The 16,945-nt window shown below is 73.7% G+C and carries 13 protein-coding genes and 1 tRNA gene; 4 read left to right on the forward strand and 10 right to left on the reverse strand.

The window, feature by feature from the left end; genetic code table 11:
* Nucleotides 1–82: 82 nt before the first annotated feature.
* Nucleotides 83–496, forward strand: a complete 414-nt coding sequence (locus D0Z67_RS10750; RefSeq protein ID WP_031182617.1) for an SsgA family sporulation/cell division regulator — start codon at nt 83–85, stop codon at nt 494–496.
* Between the two features lie 26 nt (nt 497–522).
* Here D0Z67_RS10750 and D0Z67_RS10755 read toward each other — a convergent pair whose 3' ends face one another.
* Nucleotides 523–1,941, reverse strand: a complete 1,419-nt coding sequence (locus D0Z67_RS10755; RefSeq protein WP_031182618.1) for an FAD-binding oxidoreductase — start codon at nt 1,939–1,941, stop codon at nt 523–525.
* Nucleotides 1,942–2,033: 92 nt separating this feature from the next.
* Here D0Z67_RS10755 and D0Z67_RS10760 point away from each other — a divergent pair, with 92 nt between their 5' ends.
* Nucleotides 2,034–3,512 carry a tetratricopeptide repeat protein gene (locus D0Z67_RS10760; RefSeq protein WP_031182619.1) on the forward strand — a complete coding sequence of 493 codons (1,479 nt, stop codon included), beginning with the start codon at nt 2,034–2,036 and terminating at the stop codon, nt 3,510–3,512.
* A 53-nt stretch (nt 3,513–3,565) separates the two neighbouring features.
* Here D0Z67_RS10760 and hppD read toward each other — a convergent pair whose 3' ends face one another.
* A complete protein-coding gene (hppD, locus tag D0Z67_RS10765) occupies nt 3,566–4,711 on the reverse strand; it encodes a 4-hydroxyphenylpyruvate dioxygenase (protein ID WP_031182620.1) in 1,146 nt (381 codons plus the stop codon).
* Nucleotides 4,712–4,834: 123 nt separating this feature from the next.
* Between hppD and D0Z67_RS10770 the strand changes: the two genes are divergently transcribed.
* Nucleotides 4,835–5,317, forward strand: a complete 483-nt coding sequence (locus D0Z67_RS10770) for an Lrp/AsnC family transcriptional regulator (RefSeq protein WP_031182621.1) — start codon at nt 4,835–4,837, stop codon at nt 5,315–5,317.
* Here the strand turns inward: D0Z67_RS10770 and D0Z67_RS10775 are convergent.
* The 4 genes from D0Z67_RS10775 to D0Z67_RS10790 all read right to left on the reverse strand — a co-directional run bounded on the left by D0Z67_RS10775 (nt 5,314) and on the right by D0Z67_RS10790 (nt 10,421).
* Nucleotides 5,314–6,105 carry a S16 family serine protease gene (locus tag D0Z67_RS10775; protein ID WP_031182622.1) on the reverse strand — a complete coding sequence of 264 codons (792 nt, stop codon included), beginning with the start codon at nt 6,103–6,105 and terminating at the stop codon, nt 5,314–5,316. The two genes, D0Z67_RS10770 and D0Z67_RS10775, sit on opposite strands and share 4 nt — an antisense overlap.
* A 47-nt stretch (nt 6,106–6,152) precedes the next feature.
* Nucleotides 6,153–6,794, reverse strand: coding sequence for an IclR family transcriptional regulator (locus D0Z67_RS10780; RefSeq protein WP_031182623.1), 642 nt, complete (start codon nt 6,792–6,794; stop codon nt 6,153–6,155).
* Nucleotides 6,795–7,074: 280 nt separating this feature from the next.
* Nucleotides 7,075–8,868, reverse strand: coding sequence for a DEAD/DEAH box helicase (locus D0Z67_RS10785; RefSeq protein ID WP_031182624.1), 1,794 nt, complete (start codon nt 8,866–8,868; stop codon nt 7,075–7,077).
* Between the two features lie 149 nt (nt 8,869–9,017).
* On the reverse strand, nt 9,018–10,421 hold the full coding sequence (locus D0Z67_RS10790; protein WP_031182625.1) for an MFS transporter: 1,404 nt from the start codon (nt 10,419–10,421) through the stop codon (nt 9,018–9,020).
* A 166-nt stretch (nt 10,422–10,587) separates the two neighbouring features.
* On the opposite strand from D0Z67_RS10790, the gene D0Z67_RS10795 reads away from it, so the two are divergent.
* A tRNA-Cys gene (locus D0Z67_RS10795) sits at nt 10,588–10,662 on the forward strand.
* A 114-nt stretch (nt 10,663–10,776) separates the two neighbouring features.
* On the opposite strand, the gene D0Z67_RS10800 is transcribed toward D0Z67_RS10795, so the two are convergent.
* The 4 genes from D0Z67_RS10800 to D0Z67_RS10815 form a co-directional block, all read right to left on the reverse strand.
* Entirely contained in the window at nt 10,777–11,883 is a 1,107-nt protein-coding gene (locus tag D0Z67_RS10800; RefSeq protein WP_031182626.1) for an SUKH-4 family immunity protein, read from the reverse strand.
* A gap of 255 nt (nt 11,884–12,138) precedes the next feature.
* A complete protein-coding gene (locus tag D0Z67_RS10805) occupies nt 12,139–14,445 on the reverse strand; it encodes a xanthine dehydrogenase family protein molybdopterin-binding subunit (protein WP_031182627.1) in 2,307 nt (768 codons plus the stop codon).
* On the reverse strand, nt 14,442–15,902 hold the full coding sequence (locus tag D0Z67_RS10810) for a 2Fe-2S iron-sulfur cluster-binding protein (protein ID WP_031182628.1): 1,461 nt from the start codon (nt 15,900–15,902) through the stop codon (nt 14,442–14,444). Before D0Z67_RS10810 ends, D0Z67_RS10805 begins: the two co-directional genes overlap by 4 nt.
* The gene (locus tag D0Z67_RS10815; RefSeq protein WP_031182629.1) at nt 15,899–16,792 is read right to left on the reverse strand and encodes an FAD binding domain-containing protein; all 894 of its coding nucleotides are present in this window, start codon (nt 16,790–16,792) and stop codon (nt 15,899–15,901) included. The genes D0Z67_RS10810 and D0Z67_RS10815 overlap by 4 nt, the downstream gene beginning before the upstream one ends.
* Between the last annotated feature and the right edge of the window lie 153 nt (nt 16,793–16,945).

Consider the following 16,945-nt stretch of genomic DNA (forward strand, 5'->3'; position numbering starts at 1 on the left):
GCGTAATGACCGCGCCGCTGCCCCCTCTCTCCTGGCACGGGCCCGTCCGAGCGGCCCGCGGTCAGAGCGAAGGAGACAGGTCATGGAGCACACGGTGGTGGAGCGCGAACTGGAGCTGCGGCTCATCCTCTCGCCGGAGCGGAGCATCCCGGTCCCGGCCCGGCTCGGCTACCGGTCGGACGACCCGTACGCCGTCCACATCACCTTCCACATCAACTCCGACTTCCCCGTGCACTGGACGTTCGCCCGGGAGCTGCTGGTGGAGGGCGTGTTCCGGCCGTGCGGGCACGGGGACGTGCGGGTGTGGCCGACGAAGGTGAACGGCCGCAGCGTGGTGCTGATGGCGCTCAGCTCGCCGGACGGCGACGCGCTGCTGGAGGCGCCCACCCCGCAGGTGTCCGCCTGGCTGGAGCGGACGCTGCGGGCGGTGCCGCCGGGTGCCGAGGCCGCCCAGCTCGGGATCGACGACGCCCTCGACCAGCTGCTGGCGCGGTGAGGCACCCCGGCCCGACCGGCCCCGGCTCAGAAGAGCTTGCCGGGGTTGAGGATGCCGAGCGGGTCGAAGACGTCCTTCACGGCCCGCTGCATCTCCAGCCCCACGGGCCCGAGTTCGCGCGCCAGCCACTCCTTCTTCAGCACGCCCACCCCGTGCTCGCCGGTGATGGTGCCGCCGAGTTCGAGCCCGAGGGCCATGATCTCGTCGAAGGACTCGCGGGCCCGGCGGGACTCGTCCTCGTCGAGGGCGTCGAAGCAGACGGTGGGGTGGGTGTTGCCGTCCCCGGCGTGTGCGCACAGGCCGATGGTGAGGTCGTACTTGGCGGCGATCCGTTCGACGCCCTCCAGCATCGCGCCGAGTTTCGAGCGGGGCACGCAGACGTCGTCGATCATCGTGGTGCCCTTGACCGCCTCCAGCGCGACGAGCGACATCCGCCGCGCCTGGAGAAGGAGTTCGGACTCGGCGGCGTCGTCGGCGACGACCACCCCGGTGGCCCCGGCCGCCTCGCACAGGGCGCCGACGGCGGCGAGGTCGGCCGCGGGTTCGGGGGTGTCGAAGGCGGCCAGCAGCAGTGCCTCGGTGGACTCCGGCAGACCCATCCGGGCGAAGTCGTTCACCGCCTTGACGGTGGTGCGGTCCATCATCTCCAGCAGCGAGGGCACATGCCCGCCGGCCATGATCGAGCACACCGCGTCGCAGGCGTCGGCGGCGGTGGCGAACTCGGCGGCCAGCACCAGTTGCCGGGGCGGCTTGGGCCGGAGCCCGAGCACCGCGCGGACCACGATGCCGAGCGAGCCCTCGGAGCCGACGAACAGCCGGGTCAGGTCGTACCCGGCGACGCCCTTGGCGGTGCGGCGGCCGGTGGACATCAGGCGGCCGTCGGCGAGGACGACGTCCAGCCCGAGGACGTACTCGGCCGTCACCCCGTACTTGACGCAGCACAGGCCGCCGGACGCGGTGCCGATGTTGCCGCCGATCGTGCAGGTCTCCCAGCTCGACGGGTCCGGCGGGTAGTACAGCCCGTGCTCCTCCACCGCCCGGGAGAGCACGGCGTTGACGACCCCCGGTTCGACCACGGCGATCCGGTCGACCGGGCTGATCTCCAGGATGCGGTCCATCTTGGTGAGGGACAGCACGACGCAGCCCTCGGAGGCGTTGGCGCCGCCGGACAGCCCGGTGCGGGCGCCCTGCGGGACGACCGGCACACGCAGCGCGGTGGCGGTGCGCAGCACGTGCTGGACCTGTTCGACGGTGCGTGGCAGGACCACGGCGGCGGGGGCCCCGGCCGGGCAGAAGCTCGCCATGTCGTGCGCGTAGGAGGCGGTGACGTCGGGATCGGTGAGCACGGCACCGGCGGGCAGCCCCGCCAGCAGCGCTTCGATGAGGGGGCTCTCGGCGGGCGCGGTGTCGCCGTCGCGGGGTGCTTCGATACGGCTCATGATCACAGCGTGGCACTCGGGGCCATCGGTGTGAACCCCGCACGCGCCGCCCTTGGGCCACCCGGATGTGCTCGTCATATTGACGCACAGTGATCGGTATGGCGAAGAGACAGTACGGCGACGCGCGGCCCGGTACGTCCCTCGTGACCGATCCTCCGCCGCGCCGCCCCCGGCGATGGCTGCGCCGCACGCTGCTCACCGTGGCGGCGGGCGGAGCCGCGGCGGGCGTGGCGCTGACGCTGCTGCCGCGCGAGGCGCCGCAGCGGGCCCCGCACCGGCCCCCGGCCCCCGCGCCCGGACCGCAGGCGCGGGCGCTGACGGCGGTCACCACCGGCGTCCCGGCGGCGCTGCCCGACCTGACGGCGCTGATCGCCCGGCAGGAGAGCGGGGTACGGGCCCACCCCGCCGACGCCCGCGCCTGGGCGGTGCTCGGCGCGGCCTACGTGGCCCGGTCGGCCCGCACCGCCGACGCGGCCGACCTCCCGCGCGCCGAGCGGGCCCTCGGCACCTCGCTGAAGACACGCGCCGCGAAGAACACCGAGGCGCTGGCCGGGATGACCGCCCTGGCCAACGCCCGCCGGGACTTCGCATCGGCCAAGCGGTACGGGGAGCAGGCGCTGAAGCTGACCCCGAAGCGCTGGTCGGCGTACCCCCCGCTGATCGACGCCTACAACGGGCTCGGTGACTACACCGCCGCCCGGAGCACCCTGGACAAGCTGATGGCGCTGCGCACCGCGCCCGGGGACCGGCCGGCCGTGATGGCGCGGGCGTCGGCCGTGTACCGGGACCGGGGCTGGCGGGAGGACGCGCTGGCCCAGCTGACGGACGCGGCGGCGGCCGCCGGTACGCCCGCCGAGCAGGCCGCCTACCGGGCCGGAGTAGGCCAGTTGGCCTGGGAACGCGGCGAACTCCCCGAAGCGATGGCCCAGTTCACCGAGGCCCTCCGCCTGGACCCGGCCGAGGCGACGGCGGGCGCCGGCAAGGCACGCACGCTGGCCGCCCAGGGTCGCACCGCCGACGCGCTCACCGCGTACGACCAGGCCCTCGCCAAGCACCCGGACGCGGAAGTCACCCTGGAGCTGGCCGAGTTGTACGAGTCGCTGAGCCGTGCCCAGGACGCCGACGCGCAGTACGAGCTGGTGCGGAAGCGGGCGGAGAAGGCGGCCTCCGACGGGGTCGACGAGGAGCTGCTGCTCGGCCGGCTGGAGGCGGACCACGGCGATCCGCAGGAGGCGGTGACCCGGCTGCGCGCGGAGTACCAGCGGCAGCCCGGCATCGAGGTGGCCGACGCGCTGGGCTGGGCGCTGCACCGGGCGGGCGACGACGAGGAGGCGCTGAAGTTCGCCACCACCGCGACCGACAAGACCAAGGGCGGCGGGGTGCGCAGCGCGCTGCACGACTTCCACCGGGGCATGATCGAGTACGAACTGGAGCGGTACGGCTCCGCGCGGCGGCAGTTGGAGGACGCGCTGCTGGTGAACCCGGCGTTCTCCCCGCTGTGGGCGCCCGAGGCGCGGGCCACGCTGACGGACATGGGTGAGGTGACCGGGGGGCCGCTGCCCGCCGACGTGCTGTGAGTTGGGGGCGCGACCGCTCCTCGCGCCCCCAACTCAGTCTCGGTGGAGCCGGGTTACAGGTTGCCCCGCTTCTCCTGCTCCCGTTCGATGGCCTCGAACAGGGCCTTGAAGTTGCCCTTGCCGAAGCCCATCGAACCGTGGCGCTCGATGAGTTCGAAGAACACCGTCGGCCGGTCCTGGACCGGCTTGGTGAAGATCTGCAGCAGATAGCCGTCCTCGTCGCGGTCGGCGAGGATCTTCTGCTCGCGCAGCGTCTCGATCGGCACCCGGGTGTCGCCGACCCACTCGCCGAGGGTGTCGTAGTAGGAGTCCGGGGTGTCGAGGAACTGCACCCCGGCCGCGCGCATGGTGCGTACCGTCTGCACGATGTCGTTGGTGGCCAGCGCGATGTGCTGGACGCCGGGGCCGCCGTAGAACTCCAGATACTCGTCGATCTGGGACTTCTTCTTGGCGACGGCGGGCTCGTTGAGCGGGAACTTGACCTTCAGGGTGCCGTCCGCGACGACCTTGGACATCAGCGCGCTGTACTCGGTGGCGATGTCGTCGCCCACGAACTCCTTCATGTTCGTGAAGCCGAGGACGTTGTTGTAGAACGCCACCCACTCGTCCATCTTGCCGAGTTCGACGTTGCCGACGCAGTGGTCGATGGCCTGGAAGGTGCGGCGGGCGGGCGGCTCGACGATCGGGGCGGCGGCCTCGAACCCGGGCAGGTACGGGCCGTCGTAGCCGGAGCGCTCGACCAGGGTGTGCCGGGTCTCGCCGTAGGTCGCGATGGCGGCCAGGACGACGGTGCCGTGCTCGTCCTTCACCTCGTGCGGCTCGGTGAGGGGGCGGGCGCCGTGCTCGACGGCGTAGGCGAACGCGGCGCGGGCGTCGGGGACCTCGATGGCGAGGTCCACCACGCCGTCGCCGTGCTCGGTGACGTGCCGGTCGAGGAACTCGCCCCAGGGGGTGGCGGGGCGGATCACCGAGGTGAACACGAACCGGGCGGCGCCGTTCTCCAGGACGTAGCTCGCCGTCTCGCGGCTGCCGTTCTCCGGGCCGGAGTAGGCGACCAGGCGCATGCCGAAGGCGCTGGAGTAGTAGTGCGCGGCCTGCTTGGCGTTGCCCACGGCGAAGACGACCGCGTCCATTCCCTTGACCGGGAAGGGGTCGGCCTGCCGGGCGGTGTCGGGAGTGTGCTGAGTGGTCTGCGTCATGCTCGAAGGGTGGCCCCGCTCTGCAAGGTGCGCAATAGTTCGCGTAATCGCTGGTCACTCTGTTCAGCCTTACGGCGGTACCGGCGGGCTTTCTGTACAGGATGACCATCCGGGGAGGACGTCGTGGCGATCGATCAGCTGGACGGGCAGATCATCGTGCTGCTGGCCGAGGAGCCGAGGATCGGGGTGCTGGAGATGTCCCGGCGGCTGGGGGTGGCGCGCGGTACCGCCCAGGCCCGGCTGGACCGGCTGCGCTCGCGCGGGGTGATCCGGGGGTTCGGCCCGCAGGTGGACCCCTCGGCGCTGGGCTATCCGGTGACCGCGTTCGCCACGCTGCAGATCCGGCAGGGGCAGGGGGCGGACGTACGGGCGTACCTGGACGGGGTGCCGGAGGTGCTGGAGCTGCTCACCACGACCGGCACCGGGGACATGCTGTGCCGGCTCGTCGCCCGCTCCAACGCCGATCTGCAGCGGGTCATCGACCGGGTGGTGGGCTTCGACGGCATCGTGCGGGCCTCCACGGCGATCGTGATGGAGAACCCGGTGCCGCTGCGGATCATCCCGCTGGTGGAGCAGGCGGCGGGGGAGTTCCTGGAAGGCGACTAGCAGCTGGGGATCTTCCCGGTGCCCTTCTCCAGGGCGACCAGGGAGTCCACGGCGCCGTCGAGGCTGGTGACCGGGATCAGGCGCAGCCCCTTGGGCAGGTTGGTGTGGGCGTCGGCGCACTCGGCCTTCGGCACCAGGAAGACGGTGGCGCCGTCGCGCCGGGCGGCCTGCGTCTTCAGGGCCACCCCGCCGACCGCGCCGACCTTGCCGTCCGCGTCGATCGTGCCGGTACCGGCGATGGTGCGGCCGCCGGTGAGGTCGCCGCCGCTGCCGTCGCCGTCCAGCTTGTCGACGATGCCCAGGCTGAACAGCAGGCCCGCGCTGGGCCCGCCCACGTCGGCGAGGCGCAGGGTGACCTTCACATCGGCGGGGTCCTTCTTCAGGTGGTCCAGCGCCGCGGTGGTCGCCGCGTCCTGCGACTGCCGCATCTGGGCCGTGTTGTGCCGCTCGATCTCCTTGACGGTGTCCCCGGTCGGGTACACCGCGTCGTACGGCATCACCGCGCGGTCGCCGCGGAACCAGTTGTCGACGACCTGCCCGAGCGACACCCGCGTACCCGGCGAGGTCGCCTCGATGGTCGTCATCCGCAGCTCGCCCGAGGTCTTCCGCGTCGGGGTCCCGGAGACGGTGATCACCGGTGTCCCGGCGTTCTTCCCCAGCACGTTCGCCGTGAGCCCCGGCTGGGCCACCGAGAACGGCAGCGGCGCGAACACCGCCACGCCGATCAGCCCCACGACGGGCAGGGAGCACAGGGCGACGATCCGGGGACGCGAGAGACGTGAGAGCACGGAGTAAATCTAACGCGCGGCTACTTCCGCGAGCGGTGCCGGTGCGCCTACCTAAGCGCGTCCGCGACCTCGCGCGCCGCTTCCATCACCCGGCGGCCCACCCGCTCCGGGACCGCGTCGGTCAGCATGACGACTCCGACGCTGCCCTCCACGCCCGTGACGCCCAGGAGGGGGGCGGCGGCGCCGCTCGCGCCGGCCTCGAGTTCGCCGTGGGTGAGGGTGTAGCCGGGGTCGGCGGCCGGGGCGTGACGGGCGGCGAGGATGGCCTTGCCCGCGGCGCCGCGTTCCAGGGGGTGGCGGAAGCCCGCGCGGTAGGCGACGTGGTAGTCCGTCCAGGTCGGCTCGACCACGGCGACGGCGAGCGCCTCCGTACCGTCGACCAGGGTCAGATGGGCCGTGGCGCCGATGTCCTCGGCCAGCGAGCGCAGCGCGGGCAGGGCCGCCTCCCGTACCAGCGGATGCACCTGGCGGCCGAGCCGCAGTACCCCGAGACCGACGCGGGCGCGGCCGCCGAGGTCACGGCGGACGAGCGCGTGCTGCTCCAGCGTGGCCAGCAACCGGTACACCACCGTCCGGTTCACCCCGAGCTTGCCGGACAGCTCGGTGACGGTCAGGCCGTGGTCCGTGTCGGCGAGCAGCTTGAGGACGCGCAGTCCCCGGTCGAGCGTCTGGGAGGTCTCCGCGGTCACGACGCCCCCTCCTTCTGCGGTGAGGCCGGCGCCCTCCGAGCGTGCGCGCGTCACCGAGCCCCGTCGGCGACGCGTATCAGAGGCCGCCGATCGGCAGGACGGCCCGGCGGCTGACGGGCCCGTCGCTTCACGGCTGCGCTCCGCGGCGGCGCTGCCACGGGGCGTGTGCGTAGCGGGACAGTAGCGAGCCGGTCCGCTCAGCGGAAGACTCGGTCCAGAATCCGGTCAGGGCCCGTTCCGGCCTGCCAGGATTCGTCCGCATACGCGCCCGGCGCGCGCCTCAGCGCATCCGGGTCGCCCACTCCCCCATCTTGGCGATGCGCTGCTTGAGCTGGCCGGCGGTCGCCTCCGCGCTCGCCGGTCCGCCGCAGACCCGGCGCAGCTCGGTGTGGATCACGCCGTGCGGCTTGCCGCTCTGGTGGACGTAGGCGCTGACCATGGTGTTGAGCTGCTTGCGCAGCTCCATCATCTCCTTGTGGCTGACCACCGGGCGCCGCTCGGCGGGCAGTTCCAGCAGGTCGGCCTCGGTGTCCGGGCGCTTCTTGCTGTGCGCGATCTGCCGGGCCTGCCGCTTCTGCAGCAGCAGCTGCACCTGCTCGGGCTCCAGCAGTCCGGGGATGCCGAGGTAGTCCTGCTCCTCCTCGCTTCCCGGGTGGGCCTGCATGCCGAACTCGGCGCCGTCGTAGAGGACGCGGTCGAAGACGGCCTCGGACTCCAGCGCCTCGAAGGAGAACTGCTCCTGCTCCCCGGTGTCCTCGTCCTGCTGCTTGTTCGCCTCGTCCATCTCCTTCTCGGACTCGGCGTACGGGTCCTCCTCGCCCTGCTTCTTCGGCTTGTCGAGGGCGTGGTCCCGCTCCTTCTCCATCTCGTTGGCGAAGGTCAGCAGGTCGGGGACGGTGGGCAGGAACACGGACGCGGTCTCGCCGCGCCGCCGGGACCGCACGAAACGGCCGACGGCCTGGGCGAAGAACAGCGGGGTGGAGATGGTGGTGGCGTACACGCCGACGGCGAGGCGGGGCACGTCGACGCCCTCGGACACCATGCGGACCGCGACCATCCAGCGGTCGCTGCTCGCGCTGAAGTCGTCGATGCGCTTGGAGGCGCCCGCGTCGTCGGAGAGGACGAGGGTGGCCTTGGTGCCGGTCAGCTCACGGATCAGCTTGGCGTAGGCGCGGGCGGAGTCCTGGTCGGAGGCGATGACGAGGGCGCCGGCGTCCGGGATGGCCTTCCTGACCTCGGTGAGCCGCTGGTCGGCGGCGCGCAGCACGCTCGGCATCCACTCGCCGCGCGGGTCGAGCGCGGTGCGCCACGCCTGGCTGACCGCGTCCTTGGTCATCGGCTCGCCGAGCCGGGCGGCGATCTCGTCGCCCGCCTTGGTGCGCCAGCGCATCTGGCCGCTGTAGCTGAGGAAGATGACGGGGCGGACGACGTGGTCGGCGAGCGCGTTGCCGTAGCCGTAGGTGTAGTCGGCGGAGGAGCGCCGGATACCGTCGTTGCCCTCCTCGTACGTGACGAAGGGGATCGGGTTGGTGTCCGAGCGGAACGGCGTACCGGTCAGCGCCAGGCGCCGGGTCGCGGGCTCGAACGCCTCCAGGCACGCCTCGCCCCAGGACTTGGAGTCGCCGGCGTGGTGGATCTCGTCCAGGATCACCAGCGTCTTGCGCTGCTCGGAGCGGTTGCGGTGCAGCATCGGGCGTACGCCGACACCGGCGTAGGTGACCGCGACCCCGTGGTAGTCCTTGCCGACCGGGCCCGCGCTGTACTCCGGGTCGAGCTTGATCCCTATCCGCGCGGCGGCCTCCGCCCACTGCTTCTTCAGGTGCTCGGTCGGCGCGACGACGGTCACCTGCTGCACGACGTGGTGGTGCAGCAGCCAGGAGGCCAGCGTCAGCGCGAAGGTCGTCTTGCCGGCGCCGGGCGTGGCGACGGCGAGGAAGTCACGCGGCTGCTCCTGGATGTACTTGTCCATCGCCCCCTGCTGCCAGGCACGCAGCTTGCTGGCGGTGCCCCAGGGGGCCCGGCCGGGAAAGGCGGGGGACAGATGGTTCGAGGCGGAAGCGGCGGTGGTAGTCACGGTCTCCGGGGGGTGGGGACGCAGGGGCAACTCGGCTACGTATGACAACCGGGCCACCCTACCGGCGCCACCGGCTCCGCCGTGCTCGGACGGGGCGGGGGGCGGGGTGGGTGGGACTGAGGTCACAGGGGGAAACCGGGCGCCTGTGCTCAGCCCGAAGCCCGTAGCCGCGTCGTCACCCATGCCCCCACCAGCGCGACCGCCGCCATGGGCAGGAAGACCGCCGCGAAGGCGGGGGTGCCGTCGCTGCCCAGGGCGGCGAAGGCCGCGCCCGCAGTGGCGAGGAGGACGACGTTGGAGAGGGCGTCGGAGATCTGGAGGGCGGCGGAGTTGGCGCCGGCCTCGGAGGGGGCGGAGAGCTTGAGCAGGAGGACGCTGGTGGAGGAGATCACCAGCCCCATCCCGAAGCAGCCGAACCCCCACGCGACGGCGACGGTCCACACCGGTACGGCGGGTACGAGCACCGTGGGCGCGACGGCGACGGCGGCCGCCACCAGCACCATCCCGAAGGTCATCAGCCGCTCCCGGTACGGCTCCATCCGGTCCCGCGACTGCACCCACGACGCCGCAGCCCACGTCAGCCCGCCCGCCGCCAGTGAGAACCCGGCGAGCGTCGGCGACAGCCCCCGCTGGGTGACGAGCATCAGCGGTACGAAGGACTCCGCCGCGATGAACGACCCCGCCGACAGCCCGCGCAGCAGCACGACCGAGGGCAGCCCCCGCACCGCCCGGTACGTCCCCTTCGGCAGCAGCCGCAGCACGGCGGGCACCAGCAGGGCGGCGCCGAGGACGCCGGGCACCAGCGAGAGGGGCTTGAGATCCTGCGCCGCGTACTGCACGAGGCCCGCGCCCAGCGAGACGGCGAGCGCCAGCCGGATACGGCGCCGGTCGAAGGCGGGGGTGCCGGCGGCGTGGTCCACGGGTCCGGCCGCCCGGCGCCGGATCTGCGGGAGGGCGAGGCCCAGGGGCAGCAGTACGAGCAGCGGGATGCCGAGGAACACCCACCGCCAGCCGAGGTGCTCCGCGACGGCGCCGGAGGCGAGCGGTCCGACGATGGACGGCACGACCCACGCGGCGGCGAAGCCCGCCATGATCGCGGGCCGCAGCCGCTCGGGGTAGGCCCGGCCGACGACCACGTACACGGCGACGATCACCAGCCCGCCCCCGAACCCCTGCACCGCGCGCCCCAGGATGAACACCCACATCACCTGCGCGGTCCCGGACACCACCAGCCCGCCCGCGAACGCCCCGATCCCGGTGGCCAGCGCGGCCAGCGGCCCCCGCCGGTCCGCCCACTGCCCGGCGAGCACCATCCCGGTGAGGCTGGTCGTGAAGTACCCGGAGAACGCGAACGCGTACAGCGACACCCCGTCCAGCTCCCGCGCCGCGACCGGCATCACGGTCCCGATGGCCGTCGCCTCGAAGGCGATCAGCAGCACAACGGAAACGATCCCCACACTGAGCGCCCGATGCGCCCGCCCGAGCACCCCACCCAGGTCCTCCGGGCGGGCCGGGTCGACGACAACACTGTCGGAAGAATCAAGCGCGGCCATAGGGGCCAGAGTAAGGCCCGTACCGGTGATTGACCCCTGTCCAAAGCCCCACCGCCCCTACGACCTTCGCCGTACGCCCCCACCCCCCTGTGAACACCGCATGGCAGTCACATTGCACCCCTTGCCCCCTTCCTCCACCCCGCCCTACGTTCGTTCCACAACACCCGGCCGTGTGCCCGAGTGGCTCAGGGACTCGCCTGCAAAGCGAGTTACGCGGGTTCGATTCCCGCCACGGCCTCCAGCGGTTCGAGCAGGCAAGCAAAAGGGGCGGCACCTCAAGGGTGCCGCCCCTTTGCTCGTTCATCGTCAGCATCACGGCACCGACGGACACAGGTGGGCTGGTGCGCGGCACCCCTCAGAGCCCCCCGCCCGCCTCCCCCCGCAGCAGCTCCGTCCAGTAGTGCCAAGGCCCCCCGGCAGACGCCCCCGTCGGGTCCAGTACCGCCAGTGTGTCGAGCATCGTCGCTGCCAGTTGGTCGTACGCGAGGGTCGTCAGTTCGCCGGAGAGGTGGGTGTCGATGGTGCGGTGGTGGTGGAGGAGCCAGAGGGTGTAGGCGAGGGTGGAGGCGTCGGTGTTGAGGGGGTGGAGGGTGGTGCCGGAGTGGGTGAGGATGGCGCCGGTCCGGCCGTCGAGGACGAGGGTGGTGTCGGGGGTCAGGGCGCCGAGGCGGATCAGGTGGTCGGGCTCGGAGTCGTCGGCGTAGTACTCGGTGAGCGTCGCCAGCAGCAGCTCCGTGTCGACCACCTCCTCCGGCAGCCCCGTCTCACGCAGGAAGCGCCGCGTCGGCTCGTGGGTGAGCGTCGGCGGGAAGTCGGTCTCCTCGAAGCGGGCCACGCGCCCGTGCCCGAACTCCGCGTCCAGCAGCCGCCCCGGCATCTCCAGGGCCAGCCCGGCCGACCCCGGCGACGGGACCAGGGCGAGCGGGCGGATCAGCGCCGCCGCCTTCCAGTACGCCGGGACCGCGCCGTCCGTCCCCGCCTCGAACAGCGTCAGCAGCCGGCGGGACGCCTCACCGGCGACAGCCGGCCCGTACTGCCCCACGAGGGAGGCGAACCGGCCGCGCAGGCCCGCCAGTTCCTCGGTGACGGCGGCGAAGCGCAGCACGGTGGTGAGGGACGGTGCGAAGGGGCGCGCGCCGGTCGGGGCGGCGAGGTAGGCGGTGGTCAGCTCACCCGTCGCGCCGTCGAGCAGGATCGACTCGCGCTCCATCCCGGCCGGATTGAGCAACTCCCCGATGACCAGCCGGTCCCGCAGTTCGTCCGCCAGCCGGCACGGGCCCTCGGTCGCGTCGGCGAGCCTGCGCAGCCCGTGCGCGCGCAACGGGGCAAAGGTCAGCGGGCCGGTGTCCGGGGGCAGTCCGGGTCCGGCGAGCAGCCCGCGCGTCGGCGCGTGCGTGACCCAGCGGCCCAGCTCGGCCTCGGTCAGCGTGATCGCCGTGACCCCGGCATCGGTCATGCTCATGGCTCGCTCCCCCGCGATCGGACTCGGTACGGCGGGCTCCGCGCGCGGCGGCCGTCCCCCGGCCCCGAGAACCCCAGGAGTCCAAGAACCCTTGAACCCCGAGAACCCTTTAACCCCGAGAATCCTCGGACTCCAAGAACCCTAGACCGCACCACTGACAACGCCCCGAGCCGGAAGACGCCCGGGGACCCGATCGCGTTGCCTCAGCGGAGCCGGTTCATCCGAACAGGCGACCTCAGCCGAACAAACACCAGCTCACCGCGCGTTGACCACGGCCGCCTGCGGCCGGATCGGCAGCCGGTTCACCGGACGCCCGGTCGCCGCCCGGACCGCCGACGCGATCGCCGCCGGGGACGTCACCACCGGCACCGCGCTGACCGGCTTCGCGCCGAACGGCGCCACCACGTCCCGCTCCTCGACCAGCTTCACGATCCGGATCTCCGGCGCGTCCAGCGCGGTCGGCAGCGCGTACCCGGTGAGGTCGGGATGGCGGATCAGCCCGCGCGGCGTACGGAGGTTCTCGGTGAGCGCGATGCCCACGCCCTGCGTGACCCCGCCCTCGATGCGCGCCACCAGCTGCGCGGGGTTGAGCACCCGGCCCACGTCCTGCGCGACCGCCAGCTCCACCACCCGTACCGAGCCCAGCTCCACGTCGACGTCGACCACCGCGCGGATCGCGCAGAAGGCGAGCCCGACGAACGCGTCACCCTGCCCGGCGCCGTCCAGCGGCTCGGTGGGGTGCGGGCGGCACTGGGCGGTGGCCCACAGTTCCTTGCCCTCCAGCGCCTCGGTGACGGTGGTGGAGAGCACCCCGTCGTACGAGGTGATCTTGCCGTCGGCGATCTGGAGCAGCTCGGTGGACATGCCGAACTGGTGGGCCAGCGGCTGGAGGAGCTGGGTGCGGACCATCTTGGCCGCCCGCTCCACCGCCCCGCCGGAGACCCAGGTGTGGCGGCCCCGGCAGCCGGGACCGGCCGGGGGCTGGTCGGTGTCGACCGGGGCGACGTGCACCTCGTCGATGCCGAGCGTCTCCTGCACGATCTGCCGGGCCAGCGTGGTGAACCCCTGCCCGGACTCCACGGCCGCGCAGATCACGGTGGCGACGCCGTCGTGGACGCGCACGGTCGCGGTGGAGACCTCGTCGGTGCCCTCGGCGCCGAGCATGTGCACCATGCCGAGGCCGTAGCCGACGCCCCGGCGCACCGCGCCCGGCTCGCCCGCGCCCTCGGGGCCGCCGGGCAGCAGCCAGTCCTCCTCGGGGCCGTCCTTGGGCAGCGCCGGGAGCGGGAAGTCCCGTACGGCGGTGAGGAGTTCGGCGACCGGGGCCGGGCAGGTCACGGTCTGGCCGATGGGGAGCACGTCGCCGGTGGCCAGGACGTTGCGCAGCCGCACCTCGGCCGGGTCCAGGCCCAGCTTCTTGGCCAGCTTGTCCATCTGCGCCTCGTAGGCGGCGCACACCTGCATCGCGCCCTCGCCGCGCACATGGCCGGAGGGCGGGTTGTTGGTGCGTACGGCCCAGCCCTCGATGAAGGCGTTCGGCACGACATAGGGGCCGCACGCGAAGGAGACCGCGGCGGCCAGGGCGTCGGCGGAGGTGTCGGCGTAGGCGCCCGCGTCCAGCAGGATCTGCGCCTCGACCTTGACGAGTCTGCCCTCGGCGTCCGCGTGGTGGCGGTAGCGCAGCAGGGTGGGGTGGCGGTGGGCGTGGCCGAGGAAGGACTCCTCGCGGCTGGCGGTGAGCTTCACCGGGCAGCCGGTGCGCAGCGCGAGCAGGCCGAGCGGCAGCTGGAAGCCCTGGTCCTCGCGGTCGGCGGTGGCGCCGGGCACCCCGGTGACGACGATCTTCACCCGGTCGGCGGGCAGCCCGAAGCAGGCGGCGGCGGTGTTGCGGTCGCTGTGCGGGTCGGTGGAGGCGAGGTACAGCTCCACCCCGCCGTCCGGGCGCGGTACGGCGAGCCCGGCCTCGGCGCCGATGGGCGCGGGGTCCTGGCGGCCGATCCGGTACAGGCCCTCCACGACGATCTCGCCGGCCGCCTCGGGGTCGCCGTGGCGCAGCGGGATGTGCCGGATCAGGTTGCCGTCCGGGTGCAGCGGCTCGGCCTCGAAGGCGCGCTCGGGGTCGGTGACCGGGTCCAGCGGCTCGTACTCGACGATGACGGCGGCGGCGGCCATCCGCGCGGTGTCGGGGTGGTCGGCGGCGACGGCGGCGATGGGCTCGCCGTGGTGGCGGACCACCTCGGAGGCGAACACCGGGCGGTCCGGGGTGCCCCGGCCGTGCCGGGAGGTGCCGGGCACGTCCTCGTGGGTGACGACGGCCCGTACGCCGGGCATGGCGCGCGCGTGCGTGGTGTCGATGGAGACGATGCGCGCGTGCGCGTGCGGGGAGCGCAGCACGGCGGCCCACAGCAGGCCCTCGGCCCACAGATCGGCCGCGTACGGGAAGGTGCCCTCGGTCTTGGCGCGGGCGTCGGCGTGGGGCAGCGAGGCGCCCAGGCCGTGGGCCAGCGGCTCGGCCGCGGGGGCTTCCGCCGCCGTGGTCGCGGTGGCGGCTTCGTCGCTCACGCCTGGCCTCCGTCCTGGCCGTGGTGCGGGTCGTGCGGGGCACCGAACGCGCCGAAGGCGCCGGGTGCTTCGAACGCCGAGGGGTGTACGCCGCCGGAGCCGGGGCCCGCCTGGTGCGGGATGCGCCCGGCGGTGTCGTCCGGCTCGGCGTCGAGGCCGGCCTCACGCTCGGCGACGACGTCACGGACGGCGTCGAGCACGCCCCGGTAGCCGGAGCAGCGGCAGAGGTTGCCGCAGAGCGCCTGGCGGGTCTCCAGCTCGGTGGGGGCGGGGTTGCCCTCCAGCAGGTCGTGCAGGGTCATGGCGATGCCGGGTACGCAGAAGCCGCACTGCACGGCTCCGCACCGGGCCAGCGCCCGCTGGACGTCGGAGGGGCGGCCGCCGCTCGCCAGGCCCTCGACGGTACGGACCTCGCTGCCCGCGGCGGTGACCGCCGGGACCAGGCAGGAGGCCACGAGCCGGCCGTCGACCTGGACGTTGCACGCGCCGCACTCGCCCTGCGAGCAGCCGTCCTTGGCGCCCGCGAGACCGAGGCGCTCGCGCAGTACGTAGAGCAGCGACTCGCCGATCCAGGCGTCGGTGACGGGCCGGTCGGCGCCGTTGACGCGCAGCACGTAGGAGGCGAGGGGGTGTTCGTCCTGGGGCGGGGGTGGCGGTGCCTCGTCCCCAGTGGCCCCAGTGGTCTCGGCGTCCTCGTCGGCGCTGTCCGCCGCCTCGGCCGCGAGGGGCTCCTCCACGGCCTCGGGGGCCGCCTCGGCCTCCTCGGTCGCGTCCTCGCCCGACGGCCCCTCAGAGACGCCCTCAGGGGCCTCCACGGGGCTCTCGTCGGCCTCGGCGGGCTCGGCGGGCCCGTCAACCGGTTCGGCATCGGCGACGGGAGCGGCCTCCGCGTCAGAGGCGGTCTCCTGCTCGGCCGCCGCGGGCTCCTGCGGACCCCACGCCCCGCCGATCGTGTCCGTGACCCAGGGCGCGGCCGCGCCGCCGGGCAGGACGGGCGGGGCGGCGCCCCACTGCTCGGCCAGCGCGGAGGTGGTGAACTCGCCGGACTCGTCCGGCAGATCGCCCCCGGCGACCGGCACGGACCACTGCCCGGTGACGTCGTGACCGGACGCGGCGGCGCTCTCCCCGGGAGCCCAGTGCCCCTGCGACTCCGGCTGATAGGTGAACCGGTCGTCCCCGTGCGGCTGCTGGGCCGGGACGCTGTCCTGCGCGGGCCAGCCCTCCTGGGGCGCGCCCCACGCGTCCTCGCCCTCCGGCGGGGTCGTTATCCGGGGCGGCACGTAGCCGTGGCCCGGCGCGGCCAGCGGGCTGTCACCGGCCAGCAGGGCGTCGATGCCGCCCTCGGGGAGCTGGACGAAGGCGGTCGCGCCGTCGTCGTACTCGCCCTGGGGCAGCGGGTTCCAGCGGCCGCCGCCCCGGGACGTGTCGTCCTCGTGTCCGCGCTGGTCGTCGGTCACGACAGCGCCCTCCCCAGTGCTCGTCGTGCCAGCGCGGCGACGGTGCGCCGCAGGTGCAGTACCGCGGGCGGCAGCGGGACGACCGTGCCGTCCGGCTCCGGCACCGGGTCGGGGATGCAGGCCGCGGCGACGTACTCGCCGAACGCCTGGAGGGCTTCGGGGACGAGGGCGCGGTCGTTGTCCCAGTCGATGAGCTGCGCGACCCACTGCTCGGCGTCCAGCGGGCGCAGCGGCATCGGCGCTATGGCACCGACCGCGCACCGCACTCCGCGCCGGGCGGGGTCGAGGACGAGGGCGACCGAGGCGACCGAGCGGCCGGGCCCGGTGCGTCCGGTGGCCTTGAGGAAGACCTGGGGGGCGTGCAGCAGCGGAACCCGGACGTAGCCGATGAGTTCGCCGCCGCGGAGCATCTCGACCCCGGCCAGCAGGTGCGAGACGGGGACCTCGCGGCGGGCGCCGTCAGGGCCGGCGACGATCAGCGTCGCCTCCAGCGCGGCCAGCACCGGCAGCGCGTCGCCGGTGGGCGCGGCGGAGGCGATGTTGCCGCCGAGGGTGCCCGCGTTGCGGATGTGCGGCGGTCCGGCGGCGCGCGCGGCGGCGGCGAGCGCCGGGATGAGCGCGGCGAAGTCGGGGCGGCCCATGCGGGCGTGGGTGAGGCCGGCGCCGAGGAGCGCGTGGCCGTCCTGGTACTGCCAGCCGCGGATCTCGCTGATCCGGCCGAGGCCGACCAGCGCGGCGGGCCTGAGCTGCCCGGAGTTGACGGCCGCCATGAGGTCGGTGCCGCCGGCGACGGGGACCGCGGCGGGCATGGCGGTCAGGGCCGCCACCGCCTCGTCCAGCGTCGTGGGCAGCGTGACGGCCTGTGCCGCCTGCGGTGCGTGCGTGGTCAAACCGGCTGCCCCTTCCCGCTGCCCCACCTGGTCGCGCCTGTGCTGCCGTACGGTACGTGCTGACAGGGCGGACGTGGCAACTCTGGCACATCTTCGCAAGGCTCGGACGCGCGGGTCGGCCAAGGGGTGTTGACCCACTCCATCGGGCGGATG

The organism is Streptomyces seoulensis (assembly GCF_004328625.1).
GTDB lineage: Bacteria > Actinomycetota > Actinomycetes > Streptomycetales > Streptomycetaceae > Streptomyces > Streptomyces seoulensis.

What these genes read in the sequence shown, in the direction of transcription:
- D0Z67_RS10750 (WP_031182617.1), top strand. Translation starts at nt 83, where the DNA reads ATGGAGCACACGGTGGTGGAGCGCGAACTGGAGCTGCGGCTCATCCTC.
- D0Z67_RS10760 (WP_031182619.1), top strand. Translation starts at nt 2,034, where the DNA reads ATGGCGAAGAGACAGTACGGCGACGCGCGGCCCGGTACGTCCCTCGTG.
- hppD (WP_031182620.1), bottom strand. Translation starts at nt 4,711, where the DNA reads ATGACGCAGACCACTCAGCACACTCCCGACACCGCCCGGCAGGCCGAC.
- D0Z67_RS10790 (WP_031182625.1), bottom strand. Translation starts at nt 10,421, where the DNA reads ATGGCCGCGCTTGATTCTTCCGACAGTGTTGTCGTCGACCCGGCCCGC.
- D0Z67_RS10800 (WP_031182626.1), bottom strand. Translation starts at nt 11,883, where the DNA reads ATGAGCATGACCGATGCCGGGGTCACGGCGATCACGCTGACCGAGGCC.